At 72.1% G+C, this 21,862-nt stretch carries 26 protein-coding genes; 16 read left to right on the forward strand and 10 right to left on the reverse strand.

All coding sequences use genetic code 11. The features are described from left to right. Positions 1–6 precede the first annotated feature (6 nt). Both C7S10_RS17540 and C7S10_RS17545 read left to right on the forward strand, forming a co-directional pair. Positions 7–639 (forward strand): DUF2461 domain-containing protein, encoded by a 633-nt coding sequence (locus C7S10_RS17540; RefSeq protein WP_108345727.1) that lies wholly within the window; start codon positions 7–9, stop codon positions 637–639. A 62-nt stretch (positions 640–701) separates the two neighbouring features. Beyond that, on the forward strand, positions 702–1,241 hold the full coding sequence (locus C7S10_RS17545; protein ID WP_108345728.1) for a hypothetical protein: 540 nt from the start codon (positions 702–704) through the stop codon (positions 1,239–1,241). Between the two features lie 15 nt (positions 1,242–1,256). Here the strand turns inward: C7S10_RS17545 and C7S10_RS17550 are convergent, their stop codons facing one another. Both C7S10_RS17550 and C7S10_RS17555 read right to left on the reverse strand, forming a co-directional pair. Next, entirely contained in the window at positions 1,257–1,715 is a 459-nt protein-coding gene (locus C7S10_RS17550; RefSeq protein ID WP_108345729.1) for an RrF2 family transcriptional regulator, read from the reverse strand. Positions 1,716–1,820: 105 nt separating this feature from the next. Beyond that, the gene (locus tag C7S10_RS17555) at positions 1,821–2,720 is read right to left on the reverse strand and encodes a sulfite exporter TauE/SafE family protein (protein WP_108345730.1); all 900 of its coding nucleotides are present in this window, start codon (positions 2,718–2,720) and stop codon (positions 1,821–1,823) included. 199 nt (positions 2,721–2,919) lie between these two features. On the opposite strand from C7S10_RS17555, the gene C7S10_RS17560 reads away from it, so the two are divergent. The 5 genes from C7S10_RS17560 to C7S10_RS17580 all read left to right on the forward strand — a co-directional run bounded on the left by C7S10_RS17560 (position 2,920) and on the right by C7S10_RS17580 (position 8,332). After that, positions 2,920–4,797: an acyl-CoA dehydrogenase gene (locus C7S10_RS17560; RefSeq protein ID WP_108345731.1), complete on the forward strand. Its 1,878-nt coding sequence runs from the start codon at positions 2,920–2,922 to the stop codon at positions 4,795–4,797. A gap of 184 nt (positions 4,798–4,981) precedes the next feature. Continuing rightward, positions 4,982–5,863 carry an ABC transporter ATP-binding protein gene (locus C7S10_RS17565; RefSeq protein ID WP_108345732.1) on the forward strand — a complete coding sequence of 294 codons (882 nt, stop codon included), beginning with the start codon at positions 4,982–4,984 and terminating at the stop codon, positions 5,861–5,863. Beyond that, on the forward strand, positions 5,860–6,669 hold the full coding sequence (locus C7S10_RS17570; RefSeq protein ID WP_243395452.1) for an ABC transporter permease: 810 nt from the start codon (positions 5,860–5,862) through the stop codon (positions 6,667–6,669). The genes C7S10_RS17565 and C7S10_RS17570 overlap by 4 nt, the downstream gene beginning before the upstream one ends. Beyond that, entirely contained in the window at positions 6,666–7,730 is a 1,065-nt protein-coding gene (locus C7S10_RS17575; protein ID WP_108345733.1) for a sensor histidine kinase, read from the forward strand. Before C7S10_RS17570 ends, C7S10_RS17575 begins: the two co-directional genes overlap by 4 nt. Further along, complete coding sequence (locus C7S10_RS17580; RefSeq protein WP_108345734.1) at positions 7,727–8,332, forward strand: response regulator transcription factor; 606 nt, start codon at positions 7,727–7,729, stop codon at positions 8,330–8,332. Before C7S10_RS17575 ends, C7S10_RS17580 begins: the two co-directional genes overlap by 4 nt. Here C7S10_RS17580 and C7S10_RS17585 read toward each other — a convergent pair. From C7S10_RS17585 to C7S10_RS17600, 4 genes are all read right to left on the reverse strand, one after another. Beyond that, positions 8,329–9,135 (reverse strand): hypothetical protein, encoded by an 807-nt coding sequence (locus C7S10_RS17585; RefSeq protein ID WP_108345735.1) that lies wholly within the window; start codon positions 9,133–9,135, stop codon positions 8,329–8,331. The genes C7S10_RS17580 and C7S10_RS17585 overlap by 4 nt on opposite strands. Next, a complete protein-coding gene (locus C7S10_RS17590; RefSeq protein WP_108345780.1) occupies positions 9,135–9,632 on the reverse strand; it encodes a SigE family RNA polymerase sigma factor in 498 nt (165 codons plus the stop codon). The genes C7S10_RS17585 and C7S10_RS17590 overlap by 1 nt, the downstream gene beginning before the upstream one ends. An 84-nt stretch (positions 9,633–9,716) precedes the next feature. After that, a complete protein-coding gene (locus tag C7S10_RS17595) occupies positions 9,717–9,929 on the reverse strand; it encodes a DUF6458 family protein (protein WP_108345736.1) in 213 nt (70 codons plus the stop codon). Positions 9,930–10,109: 180 nt separating this feature from the next. Beyond that, positions 10,110–11,831 carry an NHL domain-containing thioredoxin family protein gene (locus C7S10_RS17600; RefSeq protein ID WP_108345737.1) on the reverse strand — a complete coding sequence of 574 codons (1,722 nt, stop codon included), beginning with the start codon at positions 11,829–11,831 and terminating at the stop codon, positions 10,110–10,112. Positions 11,832–11,878: 47 nt separating this feature from the next. Between C7S10_RS17600 and C7S10_RS17605 the strand changes: the two genes are divergently transcribed. The 3 genes from C7S10_RS17605 to C7S10_RS17615 are packed head-to-tail and all read left to right on the forward strand — an operon-like array spanning position 11,879 to position 14,154. Further along, positions 11,879–12,697, forward strand: coding sequence for a maleylpyruvate isomerase family mycothiol-dependent enzyme (locus tag C7S10_RS17605; RefSeq protein WP_108345738.1), 819 nt, complete (start codon positions 11,879–11,881; stop codon positions 12,695–12,697). Then, positions 12,694–13,632, forward strand: coding sequence for an oxidoreductase (locus tag C7S10_RS17610; RefSeq protein WP_108345739.1), 939 nt, complete (start codon positions 12,694–12,696; stop codon positions 13,630–13,632). Before C7S10_RS17605 ends, C7S10_RS17610 begins: the two co-directional genes overlap by 4 nt. A 15-nt stretch (positions 13,633–13,647) precedes the next feature. Next, positions 13,648–14,154, forward strand: coding sequence for a mycothiol transferase (locus C7S10_RS17615; protein ID WP_108345740.1), 507 nt, complete (start codon positions 13,648–13,650; stop codon positions 14,152–14,154). A gap of 6 nt (positions 14,155–14,160) precedes the next feature. Here the strand turns inward: C7S10_RS17615 and C7S10_RS17620 are convergent, their stop codons facing one another. Beyond that, positions 14,161–14,661, reverse strand: a complete 501-nt coding sequence (locus C7S10_RS17620) for a DinB family protein (protein WP_108345741.1) — start codon at positions 14,659–14,661, stop codon at positions 14,161–14,163. 48 nt (positions 14,662–14,709) lie between these two features. Here C7S10_RS17620 and C7S10_RS17625 point away from each other — a divergent pair, with 48 nt between their 5' ends. Genes C7S10_RS17625 through C7S10_RS17635 form a run of 3 tightly spaced genes read left to right on the forward strand, consistent with a single transcriptional unit; the run spans position 14,710 to position 16,438 of the window. Continuing rightward, positions 14,710–15,717 carry a glycerophosphodiester phosphodiesterase family protein gene (locus C7S10_RS17625; protein WP_108345742.1) on the forward strand — a complete coding sequence of 336 codons (1,008 nt, stop codon included), beginning with the start codon at positions 14,710–14,712 and terminating at the stop codon, positions 15,715–15,717. Then, positions 15,717–16,133: a hypothetical protein gene (locus C7S10_RS17630; protein ID WP_108345743.1), complete on the forward strand. Its 417-nt coding sequence runs from the start codon at positions 15,717–15,719 to the stop codon at positions 16,131–16,133. Before C7S10_RS17625 ends, C7S10_RS17630 begins: the two co-directional genes overlap by 1 nt. Then, entirely contained in the window at positions 16,085–16,438 is a 354-nt protein-coding gene (locus C7S10_RS17635; RefSeq protein WP_108345744.1) for a hypothetical protein, read from the forward strand. The genes C7S10_RS17630 and C7S10_RS17635 overlap by 49 nt, the downstream gene beginning before the upstream one ends. Before the next feature lie 186 nt (positions 16,439–16,624). On the opposite strand, the gene C7S10_RS17640 is transcribed toward C7S10_RS17635, so the two are convergent. From C7S10_RS17640 to C7S10_RS17650, 3 genes are all read right to left on the reverse strand, one after another. Continuing rightward, positions 16,625–18,211: a hypothetical protein gene (locus tag C7S10_RS17640; RefSeq protein ID WP_108345745.1), complete on the reverse strand. Its 1,587-nt coding sequence runs from the start codon at positions 18,209–18,211 to the stop codon at positions 16,625–16,627. Positions 18,212–18,297: 86 nt separating this feature from the next. Next, entirely contained in the window at positions 18,298–19,554 is a 1,257-nt protein-coding gene (locus tag C7S10_RS17645) for a PTS transporter subunit EIIC (protein ID WP_341476755.1), read from the reverse strand. Further along, positions 19,551–20,306, reverse strand: a complete 756-nt coding sequence (locus C7S10_RS17650) for a GntR family transcriptional regulator (RefSeq protein ID WP_108345746.1) — start codon at positions 20,304–20,306, stop codon at positions 19,551–19,553. Before C7S10_RS17650 ends, C7S10_RS17645 begins: the two co-directional genes overlap by 4 nt. A 116-nt stretch (positions 20,307–20,422) precedes the next feature. Between C7S10_RS17650 and C7S10_RS17655 the strand changes: the two genes are divergently transcribed. Genes C7S10_RS17655 through C7S10_RS17665 form a run of 3 tightly spaced genes read left to right on the forward strand, consistent with a single transcriptional unit; the run spans position 20,423 to position 21,785 of the window. After that, positions 20,423–20,698 (forward strand): PTS sugar transporter subunit IIB, encoded by a 276-nt coding sequence (locus C7S10_RS17655; protein WP_279303179.1) that lies wholly within the window; start codon positions 20,423–20,425, stop codon positions 20,696–20,698. Then, positions 20,695–21,141 carry a PTS sugar transporter subunit IIA gene (locus C7S10_RS17660; RefSeq protein WP_108345748.1) on the forward strand — a complete coding sequence of 149 codons (447 nt, stop codon included), beginning with the start codon at positions 20,695–20,697 and terminating at the stop codon, positions 21,139–21,141. The genes C7S10_RS17655 and C7S10_RS17660 overlap by 4 nt, the downstream gene beginning before the upstream one ends. Further along, positions 21,138–21,785 carry an HAD family hydrolase gene (locus C7S10_RS17665; protein WP_108345749.1) on the forward strand — a complete coding sequence of 216 codons (648 nt, stop codon included), beginning with the start codon at positions 21,138–21,140 and terminating at the stop codon, positions 21,783–21,785. The genes C7S10_RS17660 and C7S10_RS17665 overlap by 4 nt, the downstream gene beginning before the upstream one ends. Positions 21,786–21,862: the final 77 nt, after the last annotated feature.

Here is a 21,862-nt window from a genome sequence, read left to right on the forward strand (position 1 = left end):
GCCCGGGTGAGCTTCGAAGGATTCCCCGTCGCCGCGCTCGACTTCTACGACGACCTCGAGATGGACAACACCAAGTCGTTCTGGGAGGCCAACAGGGCGACGTACAAGGACGCGGTCGAGGCGCCGATGAAGGCGCTGACCGCGGCCCTCGGCCCCGAGTTCGGCACCGCCAAGGTCTTCCGGCCCTACCGCGACGTCCGCTTCGCCAAGGACAAGACGCCCTACAAGACCCACCAGGGCGCGTTCGTCGGGGTGGCGCCGGCGACAGGGTGGTACGTCGAGGTGTCGGCCCGCGGCGTCCGCACCGGGGCCGGCTTCTACGACGCCGACGGCCCGCGACTCGCGGCCTTCCGCGACGCGATCGTCGACGACAAGACAGGTCCGCAGCTCAAGCGGATGCTGGCCAAGGTCGAGAAGGCGGGCTTCGAGGTCTCGGGCGAGCAGCTCAAGACCGCGCCGCGGGGCTACGACAAGGAGCACCCGCGCATCGAGCTGCTGCGGCACAAGCAGCTCTTCGCCGGCCGCGTGATCGGCTTCGGGCCGGAGGTCCACACCGCCGAGCTGGCCGACCTCGTGCGGGACGACTGGCGCACGCTCAAGCCGCTCGTCGACTGGCTGGCCCGCCTCGAGCCGGCGTAGCCGTCGGCTCGTCGACACACGCCATTCACCCCGTCGTCGCCCGCCGCTGTCACCCTGCGGGCATGGCCAAGCACCTGCTGTTCCTGCACATCGGACCCGAGGTCGTCGAGGTCGACGCCGAGGTCCGCGAGCGACTCGCGGCGGTCGGCGTCCGCACCCCCGACGTGACCCAGGACGATCTGCACCGCGCCGACCTCGAGATCCGCCGTGCCCACAAGGCGGCGGGGGTCCGGCGCAAGGACGTCGAGGGGGCCTGGGCGAAGATCTGCCGACGCACGTTCAAGCTCAGGTCAGACACCTTCGCCTCCATGCCCGGCTTCGTGGACGCGGCGCCCGAGCAGGCGGCCCTCGCCATGGACGGGCTGGCCGGGCTCAAGGTGCACCTCGTGGTGACGCCGGCCGCGCACGCCCAGCTGCCGGTGGCCTGGACCCGCATGGTCAAGCCCGCGCGGGTCCACGCGGTCGAGCCGGGCCTGACGTCCGCAGGATTCGCCGACGAGCTCGCGCGCATCGCGCTGTCGGAGGAGAGGAGCAGGCTCGACAAGGCCCTGCTCAAGCGGGCGTTGCGTCGCAAGCAGGTCGAGAAGGAGCTCGCCGCCTGACCCGATCGATCGGGGTCAGTGCGGCTGCCAGGCGTCCTCGTCGGCCGTGAGGTCGGCGACCGCGGCGGGCAGCTGGCCGTCGGCGAGGTCCTGGATCGAGACACCCTCGAAGACCGAGCGCAGCGAGCGGCGGGCGGCGATCCAGACGTGCTGCAGCACCTTGGCGGACTCGCCGTAGGCGACCGACTCCGGCCGCAGGCCGTAGACCGAGACCAGCGGACCGTCGACGGCGCGGATCACGTCGGCCACCGAGACCGAGTCGGGGGTGCGCGCGAAGCGCCAGCCGCCGGACTGGCCGCGCTGGGACACGACGATGTCGGCGCGGCGGAGGTCGGCCAGGATCGCCTGCAGGAACCCGTGGGGGATGTCCTGGGCCTTGCCGAGCTGCTCGGCGCTGACGGCCGACCCGTCGGTCACGGAGGCGATCTCGATCAGCGCCCGGAGGGCATAGTCGGCCTTGGCGGAAACGCGCATGGAGCCAGTTTGTCAGATATGTCAGCCAAGTCGATCAACGTTGGCGCCGCCGCGCCACACGAGGGTGGTGGCGGGCGGCGACGACGAGGGCGGGTCGTACGGCGATCAGGCCGACGCGAGCTCCAGCTCGGGCTCGCCGGCGGTGGCGCGCGCGAGGCGCTCCTGCTTCACGGCCCAGACGATGCCGGTGACCCAGGCGACGAACAGCACGGCCGCGGTCACGGCGACGCCGACGCCGGGGACGCCGAGCGCCTCGAGGATGGTCTTGGAGTTGGTCAGCACGATCAGGCCACCGGCCGCGACCCCGAGCACGCGGGCGGCGAGGTGCTTGACGAGCCAGGCGGCGATCGGCGCGGCCACGACACCGCCGGCGAGCAGCGCAGCGGCGTACCCCCAGTTGATGCCCTGCGAGCCGAGGGCGAGGATGAAGCCGAGCGAGCCGCCGACGGCGACCACGAACTCCGAGGTGTCGATCGAGCCGACCACCTTGCGGGGCTCGAGGCGACCGCTGGAGAGCAGCGAGGTCGTGCCGACCGGGCCCCAGCCACCGCCGCCGATGGCGTCCAGCGTGCCGCCGATCAGACCCATCGGGGCGAGGAAGGCGACGCCGGGACGGCCCTTGAACTGAGGGCGGCGACCGCCGAGGCGCAGGAAGCGGTAGATGACGTAGATGCCGAGGCCGAGCAGGATCGCGGCCACGATCGGCTTGGCGACGCCGGCGTCCATGTTGGACAGCGCGGTCGCGCCGATGAAGGCGCCGACGAAGCCGGGCACGGCGAGGATCGAGACGGTGCGCCAGTCGACGTTGCCGAGCTTGTGGTGCGAGGCACCGGACACGAGCGAGGTGCCGATCTCGGAGAAGTGGACCGCGGCCGACGCGGCGGCCGGCGCGACGCCGGCGGCGAGCAGCAGGGTGGACGAGGTGACGCCGTAGGCCATGCCGAGCGAGCCGTCGATGAGTTGTGCGATGAGCCCGACGAAGCCGAGCACGATGAGCTTGCGCATGAGGCGAGCACCTTCCGATCGTGTATGTCGGGTGAAAGGCTATACATACATAGTTTGATAGGCAAAACCATCCGACCCGACAAAGGCCGACCACGGTGTGACGAGCGAGATGCGCCGTTCGTGTTGCGCGCCGCCGATCCGCGAGGCATCATTAAGTTACCGATCAGTAGCGATCCACCGAACGGAATCAGGTAAGACGTTGAGCCACTACAAGACCAACCTGCGCGACATCGAGTTCAACCTCTTCGAGGTGCTCGGACGCGACGAGATCCTCGGGACCGGTCCCTTCGCCGAGGTCGACGGTGAGACGGCCCGCGAGATCCTCGCCGAGGTCGCCCGCATGTCCCGCGACGAGCTCGCCGCGTCGTACGTCGACAGCGACCGCAACCCGCCCGTCTTCGACCCGCAGACCCACACCGCGCCGGTGCCCGAGTCGTTCAAGCAGAGCTACCAGGCCTGGATGGACGCGGAGTACTGGCGCCTGCAGATCCGTGAGGAGCTCGGCGGCACGCCGGCTCCCTCCACCCTCGTCTGGGCGATGGGCGAGATGGTGCTCGGCGCCAACGCCCCGGTCTGGATGTACGCCGCCGGCCCGCCGTTCGCCGGCGTCGTCTACAACAACGGCAACGAGCGCGACCAGCGCGTCGCCGAGATCATGGTCGAGCGCCAGTGGCCCTGCACCATGGTCCTGACCGAGCCGGACGCCGGCTCGGACGTGGGCGCCGGCCGCACCAAGGCCACGCCCAACGAGGACGGCTCGTGGAACATCACGGGCGTCAAGCGCTTCATCACCTCCGCCGAGGGCGGCCTGTCCGACAACACGATGCACCTCGTGCTCGCCCGCCCCGAGGGCGTGGAGGGTGCCGGCGGCCCCGGCACCAAGGGCCTGTCGCTGTTCTGGATGCCGACCCACCACTTCGACCACGAGACCGGCGAGCTCACCGGCGAGCGCAACGGCGTCTACGTCACCAACGTCGAGCACAAGATGGGCATCAAGGTCTCCAACACCTGCGAGGTCACCTTCGGCGACCCGCAGGTCGGTGGCGGCGAGCCCGCCCGCGGCTGGTTGCTCGGCGAGGTCCACAACGGCATCGCGCAGATGTTCGACGTCATCGAGAACGCCCGGATGATGGTCGGCACCAAGGCCATCGCCACGCTCTCCACCGGCTACCTCAACGCGCTCGAGTACGCCAAGGAGCGCGTCCAGGGCCCCGACCTGACGAAGGCGGCCGACAAGACGGCCCCGCGCGTCACGATCACCCACCACCCCGACGTGCGCCGCTCGCTGATGACGCAGAAGTCGTTCGCCGAGGCCATGCGCGCGCTGGTGCTCTACACGGCGTCGTGGCAGGACCAGGTCATGATCGCCGAGCACAACGGCGAGAAGGACGACCTGGCCGCGGCCGTCAACGACCTGCTGCTCCCCGTCGTCAAGGGCTACGGCTCCGAGCGCTCGTGGGTGCTGCTGGGCACCGAGTCGCTGCAGACCTTCGGCGGCTCGGGCTTCCTGCAGGAGTACCCGATCGAGCAGTACGTCCGCGACGCCAAGATCGACACCCTCTACGAGGGCACCACGGCGATCCAGGGCCAGGACTTCTTCTTCCGCAAGATCGTCAAGGACCAGGGCCGCGCGCTGGGCCACCTGGCCGGCGAGATCCAGGGCTTCATCGCCAGCGAGGCCGGCAACGGTCGCCTCAAGGTCGAGCGTGCCCTGCTCGCCACCGCGCTCGAGGACGCCAACGCCATCGTCGGTCACATGATCAACGACCTGATGTCGGCCGACGCGTCGGCCGAGGGCGGCGACCTGCGCAACATCTACAAGGTGGGGCTCAACACCTCCCGCCTGCTGATGGCGCTGGGCGACGTGGTCTGCGGCTGGCTGCTGCTGCGCCAGGCCGAGGTCGCGCTGCAGAAGCTCGCGGGCGAGGTGTCGGAGAAGGACAAGGCGTTCTACGAGGGCAAGGTCGCGGCCGCGCAGTTCTTCGCGCAGACCAACCTGCCCCGCCTGACCGCCGAGCGCGCCATCGCCGAGGGCACCGACCTCGCGCTGATGGACCTCGACGAGGCGGCGTTCTGATCCACGCCTGAGCCTCGCCTCTCGGCGAGTAACTGGTCCGACCGTGCACTCCCGCCCCCACTGATGGGGGCGGGAGTGCTCATTTCGACCCGTTAGTCGGGCGTACGGCGCCATGACACCTGTCACGGGCAGGTCGTGACACTTCCTCCGGGGACCGGGCGGGACGCCGCAGCAGGCTGGAGCCATGACCACACCAGCCATCCGGGCCACCGGCCTGCACAAGACGTTCCGCGCGACCGACGGCACCGAGGTCGTCGCGGTCGACCACGTCGACCTGACCGTCCAGCCCGGCGAGATCGTCGCCTTCCTCGGCCCCAACGGCGCCGGCAAGACCACCACCGTCGACATGCTGCTGGGCCTCACCTCGCCCACGAGCGGCACCGTGGAGGTCTTCGGCGTCCACCCGCACCACGCGGTCGTCGAGGGCCGGGTGTCCTCGGTCCTCCAGACGGGCGGGCTGCTGCCCGACTTCACCGTCCGGGAGACGGTCCGCGCGATCGCCGCCCTGCACGGGCGCAGCGACCGCACCGACGTCGTCCTCGAGCGGGCCAACCTCGGACCCATCGCCGACCGGCTGGTGCAGGCCTGCTCCGGCGGTGAGCAGCAGCGGCTCAAGTTCGCGCTGGCGCTGGTCCCCGACCCCGACCTGGTGATCCTCGACGAGCCGACCACCGGGATGGACGTCGGCGCCCGGCAGGACTTCTGGGACGCCATGCGCGCCGATGCCGCCCAGGGCCGCACCATCGTCTTCGCCACGCACTACCTCGCCGAGGCCGACGCCTTCGCCGAGCGGACCGTGCTGATGGCGGGCGGGCGGATCGTGGCCGACGGGACCACGGCCGACGTGCGGGCGTCGTACGGCGCTCGCAGCATCAACCTCCGCCCGCCCACCGACGTCGTGGGACCCCACGGTGTCGACGAGGCCTGGCTGGCGCGCCTGCGGGCCGCGGTCGCCCCCCTCGGCATCACCGACCTCGAGGTGTCCAGCGCCAGCCTCGAGGCCGCCTTCCTGGCCCTCACCGGCGCGACCCCCAGCACCGACGAGGCCGAGGAGGCCCTGCGATGACCGACGTCCTGACCACACCGAGCACCGAGGCCCCGACCGCCGTGCGCACCCGCGCCGCACGCCCGCAGGTGCTCGCCTACGCCCGCCTCGACCTCCGGCGCCAGCTCCGCGACCGGGTCGGCATGTTCTTCATCGTGGCGCTGCCCGCGTTCCTCTTCTTCGTCTTCGGCATGGGCGACGACGAGGCGATCGGCAGCGCCAACGTCGCGATGTACGTCATGGTCTCGATGGCGGCGTACGGCGCCGTCACCGCCACCACCTCCGTCGCCGGCGCGGCCGCGACCGAGCAGACGATGGGCTGGGGCCGTCAGATCGCCCTCACGCCCCTGCGACCCCTGGCCTTCGTGGGCGTCAAGACCGCCGTGGCGATGGTGGTGGCCGCGGTCCCGATCGCGCTGATCTACGCCATCGGCGCGGCCACCGGCTCGCGCGGCAACGCCGTCGACTGGCTGGCCAGTGCGGCGATCGCGTGGGCGGGGTCGGCGCTCTTCGCGATCTACGGCCTGGCCGTGTGCCTGCTGTTCAAGGGGCCCAACGCTGCCGGCATCGCGTCGGGACTGATCGTGATCCTGAGCTTCTTGGGCAACGTGTTCACCCCGATGAGCGGTCTCATCCTGACCATCGGCAAGCTCACCCCGCTCTACGGCTACGCCGGGCTCGCCCGTTACCCGCTCAGCGAGGGCTACCTGCCGATGGACGCGGGGCACGACCCGGTGTGGCTGATGCTCGCTAACGTGGTCGCGTGGACAGTGATCTTCGCGGGCCTGGCGGTGTGGGGACTCCGCCGAGGTCGGGAGCGCGTGTGAGCGCACTCCTCCCCGACGCCGCCACGATCCGCTCGCCGTGGGACCGGTGGGGCTGGGTCGTGGCGGCGATCTGGCTGGTCTTCCTCACCTATCCGGTGCTCGAGGCCCTGCAGACCGACTCCTCGCCCGCGATCAAGGCGGTGGCACTCGTCCTGATCGCGACCTTCGCCGTCGTCTACCTCCTCGGGTGGAGCGTGTGGAGCGACCACGCACTGGCGATCTGGTTCGGCCTGCTCCTGCTGCTGATCGGCACCGTGCCCGTCATCGGGATCGAGGCCATCGGGCTGACGCCCTACCTCGGCGCCTTCTCCGCGCTGATGGTGCCGGCGCCGTGGTGGAGGTGGACGACGGCCGCCAGCGCCCTGTTGCCGATCCTCTCCCTCGTCGGCGGCGACTTCCCGGCGTTCTTCTTCCTGATGGTGTGGCCGATCATCGGCTTCTGCACCGCCATGCGGGTGTTCTCCCAGCTGCAGGGGCGAGCAGAGGTGGCACGGTCGGAGCTCGCCCTCGTCGCCGAGCGCGACCGCGTCGCCCGCGACGTCCACGACGTGCTCGGGCACTCGCTGACGGCGCTGTCCATCAAGGCCGAGCTGGCCTCGCGGCTGATCGAGGTCGACCCCGACCGGGCGAAGGCCGAGCTCGTGTCGATCCAGGAGACCGCCCGCCAGGCGCTGGCCGAGGTGCGCGCCACGGTCGGCGGCCTGCGGGCCGCCAACCTCGAGGCGGAGCTCGCGGCCGCGCCGCTGGTGCTCGCCGACGCCGGCGTCGAGACCCACGTGACCGGCACCCTCGCCGACACCGACCCGCGCCACCGGGCCCTGCTGGCCTGGGTGCTGCGCGAATCGGTGACCAACGTCGTGCGCCACGCGCGGGCGAGCTCCGTCGACGTGCACCTGCTCCCGACCGGACTGGTGGTCGCCGACGACGGCGCCGGGTTCACCGCCACGGGCGGCCACGAGGGCAACGGCCTGCGCGGCATGCGCGAGCGCGTCGCCGCCGCAGGCGGCACCCTGGTCCTGTCGGGCGGTCCCGGGACGCGGCTGGAGGTGACGCTGCCGTGATCCGCATCCTGCTGGCCGACGACCAGGCCCTCGTCCGCGGCGCCCTCGCCGCCCTGCTCGACCTCGAGACCGACATCGAGGTCGTCGCCCAGGTGGGCCGCGGCGACGAGGTCGTCGCCGCCGCGCGCGACGCGGGGGCCGAGGTCTGCCTGCTCGACATCGAGATGCCGGGGCTGACCGGCCTCGAGGCCGCGGCGGCGCTGCGCACCGAGCTGCCGGAGGTCAGGGCGCTGATCGTGACCACGTTCGGACGCCCGGGCTACGTCCGTCGCGCGCTCGACGCGGGGGCGGCCGGCTTCGTCGTCAAGGACACCCCGGCCAAGCAGCTCGCCGACGCCGTACGCCGCGTGCACGCCGGTCTGAGGGTGATCGACCCCGACCTCGCGGCGGAGTCGCTGATGGCCGGCCCGTCCCCGTTGACCGTGCGGGAGGCCGAGATCCTCGCGCTGGCGCTCGACGGCTCGCCGGTCGCGACCATTGCCGGGCGCGCGCACCTGTCCGAGGGGACGGTGCGCAACCACCTGTCGTCCGCGATCGGCAAGACCGGGGCGACGACCCGGGCCGAGGCGGCTCGGGTCGCGCACTCCAACGGCTGGCTCTAGCGCAGCTCGGGGATCGTGGCCGGTTCGGGGAGCCGGAGCCGCTCGTCCAGCGCCAGGGTCCTCATCCGGTCGATGTCGGGAAGCGCCGACTCGGCCTCGGCCCACGACATCCCCTCGACCTGCGCCATCACCTCGGTGACCTGGGTGTTGCCTCGCTCGGAGATCGGGGCGACCACCTGGACCAGCCTGGCCCAGTCGCCCTCGGGCTCGCCCTGCACGTGCACGCCGTCGTGGACCACGACCGTGTAGCCGTTCACGTCGGTCGTCGTGCATTGCTGCTCGACCTCGAAGGCCGTGGAGGAACACCCCGCCGCCGGAGCGGCGGCACCGTCCCAGGAGGCCCTGGTGTCGAAGAACTGGAGCCCGTCGACCGCGTAGCCCTGGCGCCAGAAGAAGACGTTGGCCCAGTCGGGTGGCGTGCCCAGCGCCGGCTCCACGCCGATACCGGACTTCTCGTAGTGGTCGCCGACGGTCTTGTCCAGGAACGCCGCGTCCGGGAAGCCCTCGGCCACGGCGGCGGTCACACCGTCGCCGAACGACGCGTCCACGGGCGCCGGCGCCGACGCGGCCGGCGCGACGGACGACGGGGCCGGGTCCTTCGCCGGCTGGGTCGCCGGGCCGCCGCCCCACAGCACGGCCGGTGTCACGACGGCCGCGGCCAGCGCGCCCGCGCCGAGGGCGACAGCCCCGCGCCGACGACGCCGGATCGCACGGCCGGAGCGCATGTAGGAGGTCAGGTCAGGGTGGTCGGGCAGGCCGCTGTCGATGCGGTCGACCTCGGCCTTGAACAGCTCGTTGGTCATCACAGCTCCTCGGTGGTCGAGACGGGGATCCGGAGTCGCTGGAGCGCGCGCGAGCAGGTGCTCTTGACCGTGCCGACCGAGCAGCCCATCGCCGTGGCGACGTCCTGCTCCGACTGGTCGAAGTAGTGACGCATCACCAGCATCGTCCGTTCACGCGGCGACAGCCGGGCCAGCAGGTCCACCAGCTCCGCACGGTCGTCGGTCCGGCCCGGGGTGTCGTGCGAGGCCACCTCGGGCACCTCCTCCACCGCCTCGACCTTCATCACACGATGGCGGCGCCACGTGTCGACGTAGGCGTTGACGAGCCCGCGGCGCACGTAGGCGACCGCGTCGTCGCGCGCGACCCGCGGCCAGCGGGCGTACGTGCGGGCCAGGACGGTCTGCAGCAGGTCCTCGGCGTCGGCGCTGTTGCCGGTCAGTGCGACGGCGGCCTGGCGCAGCTGGCGCCACGAGCCGCTGACGAACTCGGCGAAGCCTGCGTCGTCCGGTGCGGCCACGATCACTCCCCCAGATCCCGGAGGACCGGGTGGCCCTCCACCCGCTTCCACGAGCGAAAGGGGTCCGAGGTTGTGTGGGGCCGCTCAGATCTCGCGGCGCTCCTCGACGACCGTGGTGTGCGACCGGTTGCGGGTGCTGATCAGGCCCAGCACGATCGCCAGCGCGCCGGCGAGGATGAGGATCCAGCCGACCATGTTCGTCGCGACGACGTCGTCGACCGAGGCCGGCAGGTCGACGGCGCCCGTGACGAGGATGGCGCCGATCACCAGCAGGACGATGCCCACACCGAAACCCATGACTGCTCCTCTGCTCGGATGACCCCGTTGCCCCCGACCCTAGGCCGCGCGCGGCTCCGAGGGCGTCGGATCGGCCGCAGACGCGCGGGCGTTGCTCCGCCGTCGGGCGTGCGCCGAGCGTGACCGGGTCGGCGACCGGGGACCAATGCCTGCGTGTCTGCGCGGGGCCGGCCCGCGTCATCAGTCCGACAGGCCGCCGAGGGGCAGCGTGAGCACGGCGTCGCCGTCGGCGCCGATCCGGACCGGGACGCCCCAGTCCTGCTGGTGCATGCGGCAGGCCGCGCCCTCGCTGCCGTCGGCGTCGCACGAGGCGGCGCGGGCGGCGATGTGGAGCACGCCGTCGCCGATGTGCGGGTCGAGCACGAGCTCGCGCGTGAGGTCGGTGCCGCGCCCCTCGCCGCTGCGGATCAGTCCCGGCGGCGTGGAGGTGACGAGCAGCTGGGACGACGGCCCGAACCGGTCGTCGACCTTCTGGCCGGGCGGCGGCGTGAACGGCACGTCGAGGCGCAGCGTGGCCGCGACGTCGGTGACGGGACGCTGGGTGGTGTGACTGAAGTCGTCGGCGGCGACGCGGGCGTCGAGCGGGACCCGCGTGAGCCGGTGGCCCGCGGACTCGACGACGACGAGGTCGCGCCCGTCGACGTACAACCCGCTGGGCTCGACCAGGTCGGTGGCGATGGTCGAGAGCACGCCGTCGGCGAAGCGGCGTACGGCGCCGTTGTAGGTGTCCGCGACCGCGACCGATCCGTCGGGGAGCACGGCGACCCCGAGCGGGTGCTGGAGGAGGGCGTCGGTCGCCGGCCCGTCGCGGAAGCCGAAGTCGAAGAGCCCGGTGCCGACGGCGGTGTGCACCTCGCCGTCCTCGACCCAGCGCAGCGACGACGTCTCGGAGTCCGCGAGCCACAGCCGGTCGCCGTCGGCGGCCAGCCCGCTGGTCTGGGCGAACCACGCGTCGGCCAGCGGACCGTCGAGCAACCCCTCGTTGGCGGTGCCGGCGGCCACCTCGACCACCCCGGTCACCGGGTCGAAGGTCCAGAGCTGGTGGACGCCGGCCATCGCGATCCACACCCGGTCCTGCCACCAGGCGACGTCCCACGGGCTGCTGAGCCGGGAGGTGCCGTCGCCGTCGAACCACTGCCGGCCGTCGCCGGCGAGCGTCGTCACCTCACCCGTGACCAGCGACAGACCCGCCAGCCGGTGGCCGACGGTGTCGGCGACCACCACGTCATAGGGGAGGCCGAGGTCGGGCGGCAGGAGGCAGAGGCCGTTGGGCTCGCGGAAGCCGTCGAAGCGGCGCTCGACGTCGCCCTCGGCCGAGAGGAGCACGACGGCGTCGTGGCCGGCGTCCGCGACCAGCACGCGGCCGTCCTCGAGCGGCACCGCCTTGGCCGGGAAGCGCAGGTCGGTCGGCTCGACGGCTGGAGGGACGTACGGCGAGTCGCCGGGCTGGAGGGTGCCCTTGGCGCGGTGTTCCTCGACGAGCGTCGCGAGCAGCGAGGAGATCGCGTGGGCGTGGCCCTCGCCGGCGTAGTGCGCGACGACGTAGCCCTCCGGGTCGACGAGCACGAGCGTCGGCCAGGCACGCGCCGTGTAGGCCTGCCAGGTCGTCAGCTCGGGGTCGTCGAGCACCGGGTGGTGCACGCCGTAGCGCTCCACGGCGGCGACGAGGGCGTCCGGGTCGGCCTCGTGCACGAACTTCGGCGAGTGGACGCCGACGACGACCAGCTCGTCGGCGTACTCCTCCTCGACCGGGCGCAGCTCGTCGAGGACGTGCAGGCAGTTGATGCAGCAGAAGGTCCAGAAGTCGAGGAGCACGAAGCGACCGCGCAGGTCGCGGAGGCTGAGCGGGGCGGCGGTGTTGAGCCAGCCGCGGCCGGTGAGCTCGGGGGCACGGACACGCACCGGTCCATTGTTCCAGCCCCGTTCCAGAGACGCCTTAGGGTGCTGCCATGACTGATGCCTCCACGCCGTTGAGCGGGTACGTCGACACCTGGTGGGAGGCGGTCAACGACTTCACGGGCCTGCTCGAGCGGGTCCCCGAGGACGCGTGGCACGCCCCGACCGACCTGGCCGGGTGGGACGTCCACGCCGTCGCCGCGCACACCGGTCATCTCGAGTCGCTGCTCGCGGGCAACGACCACGACGACGTCGAGATCGGCGAGGCCCCGCACGCGCACGGGATGATGGGCCAGTTCACCGAGCAGGGCGTCGTCGCGCGCCGCGACCGCACGCCCGACGAGCTGATCAACGAGATCCGCGCCTGCACGACGGCCCGGCACACACGGCTGCTCGCCGAGCCCCCGACCGACCCGTCGGCGCCGGCCGACGGAGTCTTCGGCGCCATCGGCTGGAGCACCCTGACCCTGCTGCGCAACCGGCCGCTGGACGTGTGGATGCACGAGCAGGACGTACGCCGCGCGGTGGGCCTCCCGGGAGGCTTGGACACCGCCGCGGCCCGCCACTCCGCCGACTACCTCGCCGAGAGCCTGGGCTTCGTGCTGGCCAAGAAGGTGGGCGCCGCACCGGGCACGACCGTCCTCCTCGAGGTCGAGGGCCACCAGCCGGTCGCCGCGGTCGTCGGCGAGGACGGCCGGGGCCGCCTGCTCGACGAGGTCCCCGCGGACGCGACGGTGGGCATCCGCACGGACCGCGAGTCGTTCGTCGTGCTGGCCGGTGGACGCCGCCGGCCGGAGGCGGGCCGGGTCGAGGTCTTCGGCGACCAGGTCCTCGGCCAGCAGGTCGTCGACGCCCTCGGGGTGACCCCGTGAGCGCGACCTCCTCGCCGGCCTGGACGCTGGGCGACATCCCCGACCAGAGCGGCCGCACCATCCTCGTCACCGGCACGACCGAGGGCGGGCTCGGGCACTTCACCGCCCTCGAGCTCGCCCGTCGCGGCGGACGCGTCGTCCTCGCCGGTCGCAGCGCCGACAAGCTCGCCGGCACCGCGACGGCGATCCGCGGCGAGGTGCCGGACGCCGAGCTGGACGAGCTGGTCGTCGACCTCGCGGACCTCTCGTCCGTGCGGGACGCCGCCCGCCGGGCCGGGGAGCTCGGCCCGCTCGACGTGCTGGTCAACAACGCCGGCATCATGGCGCCGCCCTTCCGCCGCACCGGCGACGGCCTCGAGTCGCAGATGGCGACCAACCACTTCGGCCCCTTCCTCCTGACCGGCCTGCTCGCCCCCCAGCTCGCCGCCAGCGGCGACGCGCGGGTGGTGACGGTGTCGTCGCAGATGCACCGTCGCGCCCGGCACGCGCCGACCTGGGACCCGCGCACCGATCGGCGCTACAGCCGCTGGTCGGCGTACAGCGAGACCAAGCTGGCCAACCTGCTCTTCACCTTCGAGCTCGACCGGCGGGCCCGGGAGAAGGGCCTCCCCGTGCGGGCGCTCGCCGCCCACCCCGGCTTCTCCGGCACCCACCTGGTGACCAACGGCCAGATGGGCCGCGCGCGCGGTGGCGTCGCCAGCATCCTCGACGCCGCGGTGAAGGCCGTCTCCCAGAGCGCCCACGCCGGCGCGTGGCCGAGCCTGATGGCCGCCACCGCCGACCTCCCGGGCGGCACGTACGTCGGTCCGTCGGGGCTGGGCGAGATGAGCGGCACGCCGCAGGTCGTCACGGCCCGCGCCCTCGCCCACGACGCCGAGGCCCAGCGGGAGCTGTGGGAGCTCAGCGAGCGGACCGTGGGACTCAGCTGGCCGTAGGCGTAGGTTCGGGACATGGACCCGGTCCTCCCCGACCTCGACCTCGACCGCCGCGACGAGCCCCGGCCCGACCCCGACCTGCGGGCGAGCCTGGTCGCGTGGCTGCAGCACCAGCGCCACGAGTTCCAGCGCAAGTGGCGTGACCTGTCGCCCGAGCAGCTGGCCGAGTGGTCGATCCCGCCGGTCGAGCTCTCGGTGCTGGGGCTGGTGCGCCACATGCAGCAGATGGAGCACGCCTACCTGAGCTGGGGGCTCGGCGGCGGCGACCGGGTCGAGGCGTACGGCGATGACGACTACGCCGGCGGATCGGCCGAGACCGCCGGGGAGGACCTACGGCTCTACCTCGACGAGGTCGCGCGGGCGGACGCGGCGATCGAGAGCACTCCCACGCTCGAGACCGTCGGGCGGGGCCACGGCGACCCGCTCGGGCACACGCTGATCAAGATGATCGACGAATACGCCCTGCACAGCGGGCAGGCGCACATGCTGCGCTTCGCCGCCCTCGGCACGTTGGAGCGCTAGCGGCGTTCATCCGCGGAACGACACCTCCGGGTGGGCGGCGCGGGCGAGCGACGCGTAGCCGCGCCGCAGGTCGAGCACGTGGTGCTCGGTGTCGTGCAGCAGGTGGTCGAGGAGCCACTCGACCGTGACCGGCTGCGCGTACTCACCGTGCTGGACCACGGCGCGCTGGTCGTCGGTCAGCGGCGGCACCAGCGCGGCGACGGTCCGCCGGCAGGCGGCCAGGTCGGTGAGCTCGCCCTGCGACTCGCTGCCGGTCAGGTCGGCCACCCAGCCGAGCATCACCGTGGCCACGTCCAGGCAGTGCTCGACGTACTCCCGGGCCGACCAGGTCTCGGGGGCGGGTCGTCGGTCGGCGTCCGGGTGGTCGAGCAGCCGCTCGAGCTCGGCGTACGCCCCGTCGAGGCGCCGCTGCTCGTCGTCGTTGCCGGTGAGCTCGCGGGCGTCGAAGCCGCACTCGTCGCAGATCTCGACGGTCCGGCCGTCGATGTCGTGCCAGGTGTACGTCATGTCGTGACGGTAGCCGGACCGCCGGTTCGGCGTCGTAGGGTCGGCGTCATGAGACTTCGCGCCACCGCCGTCGCGTCCCTGACCGCCCTCGCGCTGCCGCTGCTCGCGGCCGGTGCCACCGCCGCACCGGCCACGTCCGCAGCGGCCGACGAGAACCCGTGGCTCTCGCAGCGCGTGCTCAACATGGCGCACTCCGGCGGCGAGGACGAGGCACCGACCAACACGATGTACGCCTTCAAGCGCGCGGTCGACCTCGGCGCCGACATGATCGAGCTCGACGTGCAGTCGACCAAGGACAAGAAGCTCGTGGTCCTCCACAACTCGACGCTCGACGAGACCACCAACGCCACCGGCAAGGTCGTCAAGCTGCCGTGGCGGCAGGTGAAGAAGGCCGACGCCGGCTACTGGTTCGTCCGGGGAGAGGGCACCACGCACGACGCGAAGGACGCGGCCTACACGCTGCGCGGCGCCCGCGACGGCGAGCGGCGGATCGAGGGCTACTCCCGCGCCGACTTCCGGGTGCCGCTCCTCAAGGAGGTGCTGAAGGCCTTCCCGAAGGTGCCGATCAACATCGAGATCAAGGGCACGTCCGACGACGACGCCGCGTCGTTCTTCCGCACCGGCCGGCTGCTGTCGACGATGCTGAACAAGTCCGGACGCACCGACGTGATCGTCACGTCCTTCGACGACGCCGCCCTCGTCGACTTCCACGCACGGTCCCCCCAGATCGGCCTCGCTCCCGGGCGCGACGCGCTCACGGCCTACTTCCTCGGCGGGACCAAGCCGATGGAGGGCACCGTCGCGCTGCAGGTGCCCGTGACCTTCTCCGGCATCACAGTCGTGAGCAAGGAGTTCGTCGCACGGGCACACGCCGACGGCTACGCCGTCCACGTCTGGTTCAGCGGCAGCGCACCCGACAACGCCAAGACGTACGCCGCGATGCTGAACGCCTGCGCCGACGGCCTGATGCCCGCGAAGCCGACCGTGTTCGAGCGCATCCTCGACCGGCGCGGCATCGAGCGTCCCGGACAGCCGGGCACCGACCCCTGCGGCTGATGGCCCACCAGGTCTGGGAGGACACCGTCGAGGGTCGGCTCCACCGCGTCGAGACCAGCGGCGACCTGAGCCGCACGATCGTCTGGACGATCGACGGCGAGCGGGTCGCCGAGAAGAAGACGATGGACGGCAAGGCCGAGCTCAAGGGCGACCCCTCGACGTACGACGGCACGCTCCAGGTCCGCTTCTCGACCCTCGGCGCGCCGCGGCGCGCGACCCTGCTGGACGCCGACGGCCTCGGCGAGCTCGGGGTCGGTGGCGCCGACCTCACTCCCAGCCCGGGTCGCCCGCGGCCGAGCACCACGAACGGCTGCTCGCCCACCCGACGCGCTACACCGCGGTCGCCACCCTCGGTGGCGTCGCCAAGGTGGTCGTCCCGCTCCTCATCGCGGCGCTCGTCGCGCGCCTGGCGGTGAAGATCCCGTGGCCCGACGTCGACCGGCCGTCGATCCCGCTCCCCGACCTGCCGTCGATCCCGTGGCCAGACCTGCCCAGCATCCCGTGGCCCGACATCAGCCTGCCCGACGTGGCCGTGCCCGGCTGGCTCGCGTGGATCCTCGACAACATCCACTATGTCTGGCCGGTCCTGCTGGCCTTCTACCTCGCCCGCCGCGAGATCGCCCGCCGACGCAAGCACGCCGAGGAGCTGGAGGCGAAGCAGGCCGCACAGGCCGAGCCGGCCGAGGAGGACGACGAGCAGGGGCGTACGCCGCCGGGCTAGCCGGATCACACGTCACACCTCCCGAGCGGTCCGTGAGCCACATTTCCGCCGTACGGAATGTGGCTGAGCCACCGCCGCTCGCGCGCCCCGGCTCGACCCCCGCGCGAGCGGTGCGTGAGCCACCTTCTCGCCGTACGGAATGTGGGTGGGCCACCGCCACGACCGGATCGGGCGTACGCCGCCGGGCTAGCCGGACGTCCGGTCGCGGACCCGCACGAGGCCGGCGAGAGTGGCGATCCAGGCCGTGCCGTCGGGCGCGATGGTCATCGCGGCGTGGTCGTTGTTCATCAGGACCCCGGTGCCGGTGCGGACGCTGAAGACGGTGCGGCCGGTGCGGGCGTCGAGGGCGGTGAGGTACCACGCGCTCACGCCCCACCAGCTCGGGCGCTTCGTGTAGGTGTAGAGCAGCCCGTTGGCGAGCGAGACCTTCGCCAGGCCCGACGGCGCGACCTGGTCGCTCGTCCAGGCCACCGTGCAGGCGCCGCCGGCGACGTCGACGCGGGCCAGCCCCTGGCTGGTGCCGCGCCCCAGGAGCGTGCTCAGCGGACCGCCGTACCCCTCGTTGTTCTCCACGACCACCCCGTCGCCGACGGACACGAGCGAGCTGCCGGTCGCGCTGGCGTCGTCCGCGAAGACCGGGGCGGTGCAGATCTCGCGGCCGGACGAGCGCTCGTAGAACGCGACGTTCATCTGCGGCTCGGCGTTGTCGGTGATCGCGACGATGCCGCCGTCGATGATGGTCGGGGTGGTGCCGCTGCCCTGGCTGGGCTGTCCCTTCTTCTGCCGGTCGCCGCGGTCGTACTCGGTGCGCCAGTCGACCTTGGGGCCGCCCGCCGCGCCGGCCGTCAACCGGTAGAGCGCGTGCGTGGTGACGAGGTAGGTGCCACCCGTCTCGTCGGTGGCGAAGGAGGTGGTGACCTGCTCGTCGAGGTCGCGCGTCCTGACCTCGCCGCTGTCGGGGGCCACGGTGCCGACCAGCCCGTCGGTGGTCGCGAACCAGATGCGCCCCGACCAGTCGGGCAGCAGCGCGACGACGCAGTCGTCCTTGGGTACGGCGCCGCCGAGGTCCCACGTCTGGTCGGTCGTGAGGTCGGGCTCGCCGTCGGCGTCCGCGGTGCGCACGGCCACGATCCGGCGGTCGGTGGTGGCGACGACCGCGCGGTCGACGGCGTCGAGGTAGAACGCGCCGCCGCCGCAGGACTCGTCGTCCCCCTCGCTCGCCGGGAGGGCCTTGGTGGCGAGCTTGCGCATCGAGTCGGGGTCGAGCACGTGCAGCGACGGGCCGGACCGGTCGTCGCAGAGGGCGAAGATCCGGTCGCGCGTGTCGAAGGCGAGGCTGGCGCACTCCTCGGTCCCGAACCACGCGGTGTCGACCTCGGGCTCGAGCCCCTTCGGTCCGGCCCAGGCGTAGGTGCCGGTCGCGGCCGCGTCGTTGACGCTCGAGCCGGCTCCGTTGCGGGCCAGGTGCGGGTTCTGCGGGATCGCGCCGATCGGCAGCGCGGCCTGCGTGGCCGGCCGTCCGACGTACGACGGCGTCATCATCAGCCCCGGGGACTGAGGGATCGGGAGCCAGCCGTCGGGGACCAGCACGACCAGCCCGGAGACGACCGCGAGGACGGCGACCCCGATGGCCGCGTGCTGGCGGCTGATCCAGATGCGGTCCTGGAACCACCAGCGGATCCGCGGCACGCAGAGCGCGGCAGCGACGGCGACCAGCACCCAGGGACCGATGGCGACCCAGGCGACGACGAGGCCGACGAGGATCCAGATCACGCCAGACAGGCTAGGTGGCGCGCGGACGTGATCCGCGCAGGCGAGCGAGTCGGGTCTGCCACACCGACCCGCCCGCCTGCGACGTCTCAGGCAGCCGTGTCCTGCTGCAGCATCGACCCGGCGTCGCCCTCCTCCTCGCGGCCCGGCGTGCGGAGGTTCCACCGCCGGATCACGAAGCGGAACAGGAAGTAGTAGACGACGGCGTAGCCGAGCCCGATCACGATCAGCAGCGCCGGCTTCGTGGCGATGTTCCAGTTGAGCGCGAAGTCGAAGAGCCCGGCCGAGAAGCCGAAGCCGTCCTTGATCCCGAGCGCGTTGACCAGCGCCATCGAGGTGCCGGTGAGGATCGCGTGGATCACGTAGAGCGGGAACGCGACGAACATGAACGCGAACTCGAGCGGCTCGGTGACGCCGGTGAGGAACGCGGTCAGCGCCGAGGACAGCATGATGCCGCCGACGAGCTTCTTGTTCTCGGGCTTGGCCTCGTGCCAGATCGCGATCGCGGCCGCCGGTAGGGCGAACATCATGATCGGGAAGAAGCCGGTCATGAACGCGCCGGCCGTCGGGTCGCCCTCGAGGAAGCGGCGGATGTCGCCGTGGAACACCTCGCCGCCGCTCTCGTAGGAGCCGAAGACGAACCACGGCGGGTTGTTGAGGATGTGGTGCAGGCCGAGCGGGATCAGCATCCGGTTCATGAATCCGTAGAAGAACCCGCCGATCACGGAGTTCTCGGTCGCCCACTCGCCGGCCGCGGTGATGCCGGAGTCGAAGACGGGATAGACCAGCGACATCAGCACCGAGAGTGCGATCGCCGCCAGCGACGCGAGGATCGGGACAAGGCGTCGGCCGCCGAAGAAGGCGAGGTAGGGCGGCAGCGAGGTGCGGTAGAACCGTTGCCACAGGAACGCCGAGACGAGGCCCATCACGATGCCGCCGAGCACGCCGTAGTTGATCAGCTGCTGGTCCTCACCCTCGGCCGGCAGGCCCAGGACCAGCGGCGACATCGCGTCGCCGACGCCCTTGAAGACGAGGTAGCCGACCACGGCGGCCAGGGCGGTCGAGCCGTCGGCCTTCTTGGCCATGCCGATCGCGATGCCCACCGCGAAGAGCAGCGGCAGGTTGGCGAAGATCGCGTCGCCCGCCGAGCCGATGACGGCCGCCACGCGGTCCCAGCCGAGGCCGTCCGCGCCCAGCAGGTCGTCCTGGCCGAGCCGGAGCAGCAGCGCTGCGGCCGGCAGGGCGGCGATCGGGAGCATGAGGCTGCGTCCGAACTTCTGGAGTGGGGCCAGGTTGATCCGGCTCCGGAGTGTGCCGCCCGAGGCGGTCGCGTCCTGAGTGCTCACGACGTTGTTCCCTTCTGGTTCCTCCGCGCCGGTGTGCCGGCGAGGTTCATGTGGAGCTGGTAGCGATCACCGCGGTAGCGGGACACCACGTGCTCGACCGGTCGTCCACGGCAGGAGGAGATGCGGCGGAAGACCAGCAGCGGCGTGTGCACCGGCGCCTCGAGGCGACGGGCGATCACGCGGTCGGCCGACTCGCCCCAGAGGGTCTGGTCGGCGGCGTCGATGGGGAGGGCGTACTCGCGCTCGAAGAGCTGGTAGAGCGAGCCGCTCAGGTCCTGGGCGTCGAGGTCGGGCAGCAGGGAGCGGGGATACCACCCGTGTTCCAGCGCCATCGGCTGCTCGTCGGCCAGCCGGACCCGGTCGACGCGCCAGGCCATCGCCTTCGGTCCCAGTCGCAGCGCCTTGGCGACGTCGGCCGGCGGCCGCTCCTCGTCGACGCGCATCAGTCGGGTCGAGGGCTCGAGCCCGCGGCTGCGCATGTCCTGGCTGAAGGAGGCGAGGTGCAGGCTGCTCTCCACCCGCGGTCGCGCCACGAAGGTGCCCTTGCCGTGGCTGCGGGTCAGCAGGCCCGCGGTGATGAGGTTCTCGATCGCCTTGCGGACGGTGGCTCGCGACACGGCGTACGTCGCCATCAGCTCGCGCTCCGACGGGATCGCTGCATCGGGCGTGAGCTCGTTGCGGACGAGGTCCGTGAGCGCCTCGCTGAGCTGCTCGTGCTTGGGCACGGGACCGCTGGTGAGGGCCGGGCTCATCCGTGGCTGCTCCTTCGCGAGGCTCACCCTCGACGCGACGTTCGATAATTGGTACGGTCTGGTACGTACCAGTTGATCGAGGATGGCCCGTCGACGGGCTCGCTGTCAAGGGGTCGCTGGTCCAGACTGAGAACACCACCCACACGAAGGGACCCGACATGAGCAGCAAGGCAGAGCAGATCCTGGCCGGACTCGGAGGGGCCGACAACATCGTCGAGATCGAGCCCTGCATCACCCGCCTGCGCACCGAGGTCAAGGACGGCTCGCTCGTCGACCAGGCCGCCCTCAAGGCCGCCGGCGCCCACGGCGTGATGGCAAGCGGCAACACGGTGCAGGTCGTGGTCGGCCCCGAGGCCGACAACCTCGCGGAAGACATCGAGGACCTGATGTGACCCAGGTCCTCGCTCCCTGCCCGGGGACGGTGCTGGCGATGGCCGACGTGCCCGACCCGGTCTTCGCCGAGGAGATGGTCGGGCCGGGCGTCGCGATCGCACCGGCCGACGGCCCGACGATCGTGGTGTCGCCGATCGCCGGCAAGGTCCTCAAGGTCCACCCGCACGCCTTCGTCGTGCTCGGCGACGGCGTCGGGGTGCTCGTGCACCTCGGCATCAACACCGTGCGGCTCGACGGCGCGGGCTTCGAAGTGCTTACGACCCAGGGCGCCGACGTGGCCGCCGGTGACCCGATGATCAGCTGGGACCCCGCCACGATCTCCGGCGAGGACATCTCGACGGTCGTGCCGGTCGTGGTGATGGACGCACCCAAGGGCTCGGTGACGTCGGAGGTCGTCGGCTCCGACGTTGCGGCCGGCGACCTGCTCTTCACCACCGCGTGAAGCCCTCCGCCCTGCTGCTCGACCTCGACGGCACGCTCGTCGACTCCGAGCCGCTGCAGCAGGAGGGCTACCGCCGCTTTTTCGCCGCTCGCGGCTGGGACGAGCCCGACCTGACGCTCTTCACCGGGCGCCGCGCCGAGGACGTGCTGCCCACGGTCGACGGCCCGTGGCGCGACCACGACCACGCCGCCATCGGCCGCGAGGTCACGGCGCTCGTGCCAACCGACGTCGCGCCCGCCGCCATCCCGGGCGCTGCCGAGCTGATCAGGGCCGCCGCTGCCGCTGGTGTCCGTATCGCCGTCGTCACCTCGGCCGGCCCGGCCTGGGTGCAGCAGGCCCTCGGCGACGGGCTCGGGATCCTCGACCTCGTGGACCTCGTCGTGACGGCCGAGGACGTCGTCGACGGCAAGCCCTACCCGGCCTGCTACCTCCTCGCCTGCGAACGCCTGGGCCTCGAGCCGGCCACCACCCTCGCCGCCGAGGACAGCACCGCCGGCGTGCAGGCAGCGGTCGCCGCCGGGGTCGGGCATGTCGTGGGTGTCACGACGAGCCGTCCCGCCTCCGAGCTGCGGGAGGCCGGCGCGCACGCGGCCTACCCCGACCTGGTCGAGGTCGCCGAGGACGTACGACGGCTCGCGGACTGAGTGCACGGCGGGTGCGACGGTCTGGACGTGCCTCGATGCGTGCAAGGCCTCTTCCCATTGTGGTTCATTGGCGGCGG

Source organism: Nocardioides currus, from assembly GCF_003057875.1.
Lineage (GTDB): Bacteria > Actinomycetota > Actinomycetes > Propionibacteriales > Nocardioidaceae > Nocardioides > Nocardioides currus.